The sequence below is a fragment of the Nocardia sp. NPDC003482 genome (assembly GCF_053588115.1).
In genome coordinates this window covers 266,377-272,752 of sequence record NZ_JBSFPI010000011.1, presented here as the reverse complement: position 1 = coordinate 272,752, position 6,376 = coordinate 266,377, and the positions used below count along the sequence as shown (strand labels likewise).

Sequence of the window (6,376 nt, the reverse complement as noted above, 5' to 3'; positions counted from 1 at the left end):
CGGCCCGCTCCGTTCGCTGCGCTCCGGCCCGCTCCGGTCCGGCTCGGCCCGCTGCCTCGCGCCCAGCTGAGCCGGGTCGACCCGACCTGCTCCGTCGCGCCGCGTCCGGCCCGGGCTGCTCCCGGCCCGCCGCGCTCGGTCGGCTCGGCTCGTCCCGGCTCGGCCGCTTCATCCCGCCGGGCTTCGGCTCGGCTCGTCCCATCCCTCAGCAGCCAGCGTCGGTGTGGACCATCGGCTGCGGTGATCTCCCGTCGGCCCCGCCACAGATCTCGCGGCGGGGCCGGGGAGGCACGGTCGTCCCGTGAGCCTCGACGCTAGCGGCGGGCCGCGCGGCCGATCAGCTCGGCGACCTCGTTCGGGCGCGAGACCGAAACCGCGTGCGAGGCAGTGGTTTCCACGCTGTCGGCGCCCGCGCGCTCGGCCATGAACCGTTGCGCCTCGATGGGGATGTTCTTGTCGTCGGTGGTGAGCAGGGCGTAGGCCGGGATGGTGCGCCAGGCGGCGGCGGTGGCGGGCTGTTGGAGGGCGGCCAGGGCGACCGGGCGCTGGGTGGCGGCCATGAGGCGGGCGGTGCCGACGGGGACGTCGGCGGCGAACTGGGCGGGGAACTCGTCGGGGCGGATGTAGAGTTCGGTGGCCGTGCCGCCGTCGGGCAGCGGATAGTCGGCGGGGCGGGTGGTGGGGCCTAGGGTGGAGCCGGGGAATTTGTCGGTCAGTTCGAGGGCGCTCTCGCCGACGTCGGGGATGAACGCCGCGATGTAGACCAGGGCCGTCACCTGCGATTTGCCTTGTGCGGCAACGGTGATCACGCTGCCGCCGTAGGAGTGCCCGGCCAGGACGCACGGTCCGTCGACGGTGTCGAGGACCGAGGCGATGTAAGCGGCGTCGGAGTCCAAGCCGCGCAGGAGATTCGCGGCGGCGAGCACCGAATGTCCCTCGGCGGTCAGGTGTTCCACGACGCCGTTCCAGCTGGAGGAGTCGGCGAACGCGCCGTGCACCAGCACGATGGTGGTCATCTGATGTCCTTTCGGATTGTGGCTCAGGACAATTCGTCGAGCGCGGTGGTGATGACGGCAACGACCTCGTCGGGGTGGGTCTGCATGATCAGATGCGGTCCGTCGATCTCGGTCACCGCACGCAATCCGGCGCGCCGGTAACCGAAGCGCTCGACCTCCGGGTTGATGGTGCGATCCGCGGTGGAGACAATTCCCCAGCCCGGCTTGGTCTTCCAGGCCGCGGCCGAGGCGGGCTCACCGAAGGCCGCCGCGGACAGCGGACGCTGGGAGACCGCGAGCACCGCCGCACGGCGCGGGTCGAGTCCGGCCGCGAAGACCTCCGGGAAGGCATCGACCTCGACGGAGACGTCCGTGCCCGGTTCGCCGTCGGTCGGATACGGCGAATACACCAGGTGCGCGGCCAGATCCGAATCGGGGAAACCACCTTGCAACTGGCCGAGGCTCTCGCCCTCCTCGAGGGCGTACCCGGAGACGTACACCAGCCCGGCCACGTTCTCGGCGACACCCGCCACGGTGATCACGGCACCGCCGTAGGAGTGCCCCGCCAGCAGAACGGGTCCATCGATCCGTTCGACGAACGAGCGAATGTAGGCGGCATCGGCCGCCAGACTGCGATTGAACACCGGCGGCGCGGCCACCCGCACCCCCCGGTCGAGCAGCCGCTCGGTGACCGGGGACCAACTGGCGGCATCGGCGAACGCGCCGTGCACGAGAACGACTGTGGGGGAGGACATAACGGCCTTTCCTGAAAGAGCCTGGGACCCCGCCAGTCTCGCGCCGCCCACCCGCCCCGCGCCCCGCCCGGCGGGCCGTGAATCCCCCCGATCAGGCCGCGCGCTCGGCCCACGCGGAGTCGTAGGGCCGCAAGCCCTCAGGGTCGTGGCCTCGGTCATGTGGCGGGCGTCGTACGTGCTCGGATCCGGACCGTCGACTGGTCTGGATGGCGTCGTGGCGTGGCTGGACTAGAGGGCGTGGGCTGGGCCGCGTCGTCCGCGACCGGATCAGGACGCGGCCTCGGTGGTGAGGTCGGTGAGTGTGGAGCGGAAGCGTTGTTGATATTTGCGAGGAGAGACGCCGAGGCGGGCGATGAAGGCGCGGCGGAGGGCCTCGCTGCTGCCGTAGCCCGCGGCCATGGCGGCCTCGGTGACGGTGTGGCCGGCGTGCAGCATGTCGCGGGCGAGGCCGAATCGGATGTAGGCCACGTATTCGGCGGGGGAGCGTTCGAGTTCGGAGCGGAACAGGCGGGTCAGGTGGCGGACGCTGACCCGGGCGTGGGCGGCGAGGGTTTGGACGGTTTGCGGGAAGGCCGGGTCCGCGCAGATCGCGTCGACGGCCGCGCGGACCACCGAACTGCGGGGCGCGGGACCGGTCAGCGACGCCGAGAACTGGGATTGGCCGCCCGCGCGTTGCATGTACACCACCAGGGACTGCGCGACGCGGCGGGCCACATCGGCACCGTGGTCCTCCTCCACCAGCGCCAGCGCCAGATCCACCCCGGCCACCACGCCCGCCGAACTGTACAGATTCCCGTCGCGCACGAAGATCGCGTCGGCCTCGACCGCGACGGCCGGGAACCGCCGGGCCAGATCCGCCGTGAACTTCCAATGCGTCGTGGCTCGCCTCCCGTCGAACAGCCCCAGCTCCGCGAGCACGAACGCCCCACTGCAAATCGACGCCAAACGCCGTGTGCTCCAGGACAATTGCCGCGCCGCCGCCAGCACGTCGGGGGTGACGAACCGGGACGGATGCAGTTCGCTGCCGGGAATGACGACCGTGTCGAACCGCCCCGCGTCCGCCGCCGAACAGCCCACCGTCACCCGCGCGCCGATGGAGGTCTGCACATCCTCGCCGTCGGCGGACACCAGCACCACCTCGTACCCGGACGTCGACTGATTGGCCTCCACGAACACCTCCGCGGGACCGACGAAATCGAGCATCTTCACGCCGTCGAAGACCAGGATCCCGATTCGGCGCGGGGTCGGCTTCCCGCCGTTGGTGGACATGTCAATCAGTATTGTGGAGGGAGCGCTCCAGAACAAGCGGTGTGCCGGATATCGCACCTTGGTACGGTGACGACATGGGACGGCCGCGACAGTTCGACGAATCGGAGCTGCTCGACGCCGCCACGGAACTGTTCTGGGCCAAGGGTTTCGACAACACCTCCGTCGAGGACGTGTCGAAGCTGACCGGCGTCGGCAACGGCAGCATCTACGCCGCGTACGGCAGCAAACGCGGGTTGTTCCTGGCGGCGTTCGAACGCTACTGCGACGGGCGGGCCCGCTTCGTGCGCGAGGTGATCTCCGGCGCGCCCGGCTCGGCCCGCGCGGCGGTGCGCGCGCTGCTGCGGGCGATCGTCGCCGACTGCGCCTCGCATCCGGATCGGCGCGGCTGCCTCATGCTCAACAGCATCGCCCATCTGGGCGCGCGGGTGCCCGAGGTGATCGCCCTCGGCGCGCGCACCACCGAATCCATGGAAAACGATGTGGCGCAACGCCTTCGGGCCGCCGCTGACGGCGCGATCGAGGAGGCGGAGTTGTCGGCGCTGAGCGCGCACATCGTGCTCGTCGCCCAGGGCCTGATCCAGTCGCGCCGGATCGGGGTGCCGGTGGAGCGGCTGGAGCGGATCGCCGACATCTCGAGCGCCGCGCTGCCGCCGGCGTGGGCCGACCGGTGACCCCCGCCCCGTGTCCTGATTTCAGCGAAACCTGGCCGTCTGGTCGGGGCCGGAGGCGGGCGCGCGGGCGCAGACTCGGTCCGTGCGCGCAGCGCGCACGTCCTTACGACGGAAGGTAGGACCCATGGCGGGCAATCCGCGCGGCATCTCCCTCGAACCGGCCGCCCAGGCGTTCGTCGACGCGACCTCGGAACCGCCGTTCCTGTACCAGCTTTCGCCCGAGGAGGGCCGCAAGACGGTCGACGGGGTGCAGGACAGCCCGATCTTCAAACCGGAGATCGACGAGGAGTGGATCACCGTCGAGGGCGGGCCGACCGGGTCGGTGCGGGTGCGCATCGTCAAACCCGTTGGGGCGCAAGGGCCGCTGCCGGTGGTGATCTACACGCACGGGGCGGGCTGGGTGTTCGGCGACGCGCACACCCACGATCGGCTCGTGCGCGATCTGGCGGTCGGGGTGCACGCGGCGGTGGTGTTCCCCGAGTACGACCGGTCGCCCGAGGTGCGGTATCCGGTCGCCAACGAGCAGTCCTACCGGGTCGCGCAGTGGGTGAGCGCGGAGGGCGCCGAAAAGGGTTTGGACACTTCGCGAATCGCGATCGCGGGCGATTCGGTGGGCGGCAATATGGCGATCGCGCTGACGCTGATGGCCAAGGAGCGCGGCGATGTGTCGTTCGTGCAGCAGGTGCTGTTCTATCCGGTAACCGACGCCAACTTCGACACCCCCTCCTACGAGGAGTTCGCCGAGGGCTACTTCCTCGCCCGCGACGGGATGCGCTGGTTCTGGGATCAGTACACGACCAGCGCGGCCGAGCGCGCCGAGATCACCGCCTCGCCGCTGCGCGCGACCGTCGAGCAGCTGGCCGGGCTGCCCCCGGCGCTGGTGATCACCGGCGAGGCCGACGTCCTGCGCGACGAGGGCGAGGCGTACGCGGCCAAGCTGCGGTCGGCCGGGGTGCCCGTGATCGCGGTGCGCTACGGCGGGATCATCCACGATTTCGTCATGGTCAACGCGCTGCACGACACCGAAGCGGCCAAGGCGGCGGTGGCGCAGGCCGTGTCGGTGCTGCGCGGAGCCCTGCACAGCTGATAGAGAGTGTCGGTTATGAGCGTCTTCTCGCCCGGTTTCCACGGTCGGCCGCGCCCGAGTGACGATCGGCTGCCGCCCGGGCAGTACCTGACCGAGGATTTCCCCGTACTGTCGGCCGGGCCGACGCCGCGGGTGGACCGCGACGCCTGGGAGTTCACCATCGTCACCGAGGCCGGGGTCCGGCACAGCTGGGACTGGGCGCGGTTCCGGGCGCTGCCGCAGGAGCGGCCGCACGTCGACATCCATTGCGTCACACGGTGGTCCAAGCTCGACACCGACTGGGTCGGGGTCGCGCTGGACACCTTGCTGGCGGAGGTGGACACCGCCGCGGAGTACGCGGTGGCGCACAGCTACGGCGGCTACACCACGAATCTGCCGTTGGCGGACCTGACCGACGGGCAGGCGTGGATCGTGCACTCGTTCGACGGGGAGGATCTCGACCCCGAGCACGGCGGCCCGGCGCGACTGCTCGTGCCGCACCTGTATTTCTGGAAGTCGGCGAAATGGGTGCGGGGGTTGCGACTGCTGGACGAGGACGAGCCCGGGTTCTGGGAGACGGCCGGATATCACGAATACGGGGACCCGTGGCGCGAGCAGCGGTACCAGGGCGATTGAGCGCGCCGCGCGGGTGGCGTCCGGCCGAGTTGGTCGCGGATCGGTTCGAGACCGCCTCGGCCCGGACGCTGCGGCTGCGGGTGGCGGACTGGCCGGGGCATCTGCCGGGGCAGCACATCGACGTGCGGCTCACCGCGCCGGACGGGTATCACGCCGAGCGGAGTTATTCCCTCGCAGCGCCTTTCGATGGGGAGTCCGTCGAGATCACGGTGCAGCGGGTGCCCGACGGGGAGGTGTCGGGGTATCTGGTCGACGGGTTGCCGGTGGGGGCGTCGATCGAGATTCGGGGGCCGGTGGGCGGGTGGTTCGTGTGGGATCCCGCGCGGCCCGCTCCGGCGGTGCTGGTGGCGGGCGGGTCTGGGATCGTGCCCATCGCGGCCATGCTGCGGGCTCGGCGAAAGGCTATGGCGGACAGTCCGTTTCGGGTGGTGTACGTGTTGCGTGATCCGGGCTCGTTGTTCTATCGCGATGAACTGGCCGACGAGGAGATCTTTCTCGCCTACACGCGCGCGGCGCCCCCGGGTGATCCTCGTCTGCCCAGCCGTCTCACGCTGGACGAATTGCGCGAGCACACCCTGCCGCCGGGGCCCGAGGTCACCTGCTACGTGTGCGGCCCGACCGCCTTCGTGGAAGCGACTGCGGCGCAATTGGTTTCGCTCGGTCATGCGCCGGGTGCGGTCAGAACGGAGCGGTTCGGATGAGTCACCTCGACGGTAACGCGCTCGCCGGGATCCTGTCCGAACTGTTCGCGGCGGACGTCACCGCGTGCCCGTGCCGCTGCGGTGGGTGCGGCAATGTCCGGCCGGTGGCGGCGATGCTGGTGTACACGCGGGCGCCGGGCACGGTCGCGCGGTGCCCCGGCTGCCACGCCGAGATCCTCACGCTGACCGTGACGCCGCACGGGCGCTGGCTGCGATTGGGCGACGGTGTCTCCCTGCGTTTTCCGCTTGACCCTCACGCGACGTGAGGCACCACAGTGGCCGC

General features: G+C 70.7%; 8 protein-coding genes. 5 read left to right on the top strand and 3 right to left on the bottom strand.

The features are described 5' to 3' along the window. Positions 1-314 precede the first annotated feature (314 nt). The 3 genes from ACWDSJ_RS19850 to ACWDSJ_RS19840 all read right to left on the bottom strand — a co-directional run bounded on the left by ACWDSJ_RS19850 (position 315) and on the right by ACWDSJ_RS19840 (position 3,019). A complete protein-coding gene (locus tag ACWDSJ_RS19850) occupies positions 315-1,016 on the bottom strand; it encodes an alpha/beta fold hydrolase (protein WP_450033495.1) in 702 nt (233 codons plus the stop codon). 23 nt (positions 1,017-1,039) lie between these two features. Continuing rightward, positions 1,040-1,750, bottom strand: coding sequence for an alpha/beta fold hydrolase (locus ACWDSJ_RS19845; protein ID WP_450033494.1), 711 nt, complete (start codon positions 1,748-1,750; stop codon positions 1,040-1,042). Between the two features lie 267 nt (positions 1,751-2,017). Continuing rightward, positions 2,018-3,019 carry a GlxA family transcriptional regulator gene (locus ACWDSJ_RS19840; RefSeq protein ID WP_450033493.1) on the bottom strand — a complete coding sequence of 334 codons (1,002 nt, stop codon included), beginning with the start codon at positions 3,017-3,019 and terminating at the stop codon, positions 2,018-2,020. A 74-nt stretch (positions 3,020-3,093) separates the two neighbouring features. On the opposite strand from ACWDSJ_RS19840, the gene ACWDSJ_RS19835 reads away from it, so the two are divergent. From ACWDSJ_RS19835 to ACWDSJ_RS19815, 5 genes are all read left to right on the top strand, one after another. Then, positions 3,094-3,690 (top strand): TetR/AcrR family transcriptional regulator, encoded by a 597-nt coding sequence (locus tag ACWDSJ_RS19835; protein ID WP_450033492.1) that lies wholly within the window; start codon positions 3,094-3,096, stop codon positions 3,688-3,690. A gap of 124 nt (positions 3,691-3,814) precedes the next feature. After that, entirely contained in the window at positions 3,815-4,777 is a 963-nt protein-coding gene (locus ACWDSJ_RS19830; protein ID WP_450033491.1) for an alpha/beta hydrolase, read from the top strand. A 15-nt stretch (positions 4,778-4,792) separates the two neighbouring features. Continuing rightward, a complete protein-coding gene (locus tag ACWDSJ_RS19825; RefSeq protein WP_387356287.1) occupies positions 4,793-5,392 on the top strand; it encodes a sulfite oxidase-like oxidoreductase in 600 nt (199 codons plus the stop codon). Beyond that, positions 5,389-6,093, top strand: coding sequence for a ferredoxin reductase (locus tag ACWDSJ_RS19820; RefSeq protein ID WP_450033490.1), 705 nt, complete (start codon positions 5,389-5,391; stop codon positions 6,091-6,093). The genes ACWDSJ_RS19825 and ACWDSJ_RS19820 overlap by 4 nt, the downstream gene beginning before the upstream one ends. Beyond that, complete coding sequence (locus ACWDSJ_RS19815; protein WP_450033489.1) at positions 6,090-6,359, top strand: DUF6510 family protein; 270 nt, start codon at positions 6,090-6,092, stop codon at positions 6,357-6,359. Before ACWDSJ_RS19820 ends, ACWDSJ_RS19815 begins: the two co-directional genes overlap by 4 nt. Positions 6,360-6,376 lie beyond the last annotated feature (17 nt).

Coding starts and splice junctions, on each gene's coding strand:
- ACWDSJ_RS19850 (WP_450033495.1), bottom strand. CDS start 1,016: ATGACCACCATCGTGCTGGTGCACGGCGCGTTCGCCGACTCCTCCAGC.
- ACWDSJ_RS19845 (WP_450033494.1), bottom strand. CDS start 1,750: ATGTCCTCCCCCACAGTCGTTCTCGTGCACGGCGCGTTCGCCGATGCC.
- ACWDSJ_RS19840 (WP_450033493.1), bottom strand. CDS start 3,019: ATGTCCACCAACGGCGGGAAGCCGACCCCGCGCCGAATCGGGATCCTG.
- ACWDSJ_RS19835 (WP_450033492.1), top strand. CDS start 3,094: ATGGGACGGCCGCGACAGTTCGACGAATCGGAGCTGCTCGACGCCGCC.
- ACWDSJ_RS19830 (WP_450033491.1), top strand. CDS start 3,815: ATGGCGGGCAATCCGCGCGGCATCTCCCTCGAACCGGCCGCCCAGGCG.
- ACWDSJ_RS19825 (WP_387356287.1), top strand. CDS start 4,793: ATGAGCGTCTTCTCGCCCGGTTTCCACGGTCGGCCGCGCCCGAGTGAC.
- ACWDSJ_RS19815 (WP_450033489.1), top strand. CDS start 6,090: ATGAGTCACCTCGACGGTAACGCGCTCGCCGGGATCCTGTCCGAACTG.